The sequence below is a fragment of the Ruegeria sp. AH12 genome, from assembly GCF_056541465.1.
On sequence record NZ_JBQFYL010000063.1, the window covers coordinates 1 to 1,283 of the forward strand.

Here is a 1,283-nt window from a genome sequence, read left to right on the forward strand (position 1 = left end):
CGAAAAGGCCGCCCCTTTTTGGGACGGCCTTCTTAAGTTCAACCGAGTTGCTCTCGGCAGATTTTCCTTTGGAAAATCGCCTGCCGCAACCCGTCGGCAAGCGCGCCTTACTCAGTGATTTTCGACACGACGCCGGCGCCGACGGTGCGGCCGCCTTCGCGGATCGCGAAGCGCAGGCCTTGCTCCATCGCGATCGGCGCGATCAGCTCAACGCCGAACGACACGTTGTCGCCAGGCATGACCATCTCGGTGCCTTCCGCCAGGGTCACGGTGCCGGTCACGTCAGTTGTACGGAAGTAGAACTGAGGACGGTAGTTCGCGAAGAACGGCGTGTGACGGCCACCCTCTTCCTTGGTCAGGATATAGGCTTCGGCTTCGAACTTGGTGTGCGGGGTCACCGAGCCGGGCTTACACAGAACCTGGCCACGCTCAACGCCGTCACGATCCACACCACGCAGCAGGGCGCCGATGTTGTCGCCTGCTTCACCGCGGTCCAGCAGCTTGCGGAACATTTCAACGCCGGTGCAGGTGGTTTTGCTGGTGTCACGGATGCCGACGATTTCAATCTCGTCGCCAACGTTGATCACGCCACGCTCAACACGACCAGTCACAACGGTACCACGGCCCGAGATCGAGAACACGTCTTCGATCGGCATCAGGAACGGCTGGTCAACAGCACGCTCGGGGGTGTCGATATACTCATCAACAGCCGCCATCAGTTCCTTGATTTTCTCTTCGCCGATTTCCGGGTTGTTGCCTTCCATCGCGGCCAGAGCCGAACCTGCGATGATCGGAATATCGTCACCGGGGTATTCATACGAAGACAGCAGTTCGCGGATTTCCATTTCCACCAGTTCCAGCAGCTCTTCGTCGTCAACCTGGTCAACTTTGTTCATGAACACGACCATCTTCGGGATGCCAACCTGGCGGCCCAGCAGGATGTGCTCACGCGTCTGCGGCATCGGGCCGTCAGCAGCGTTCACAACCAGGATCGCGCCGTCCATCTGGGCGGCACCGGTGATCATGTTCTTGACGTAGTCGGCGTGGCCGGGGCAGTCGACATGCGCATAGTGGCGGTTGTCGGTCTCGTATTCCACGTGGGCGGTCGAGATGGTGATGCCGCGCGCTTTCTCTTCCGGCGCACCGTCAATCTGGTCATACGCTTTGAAGTCACCGAAATACTTGGTGATCGCTGCGGTCAGCGTGGTCTTACCATGGTCAACATGCCCAATCGTGCCGATGTTGACGTGCGGTTTTGTACGCTCAAACTTTTCCTTTGCCAT

At 58.9% G+C, this 1,283-nt stretch carries 1 protein-coding gene; it reads right to left on the bottom strand.

Annotation, left to right across the window (positions count from 1 at the left end; translation table 11 throughout):
• Positions 1–107 precede the first annotated feature (107 nt).
• Positions 108–1,283: elongation factor Tu (gene tuf / locus ACR0EL_RS21590; RefSeq protein WP_170531293.1), on the bottom strand; the 1,176-nt coding region annotated here is incomplete at its 5' end.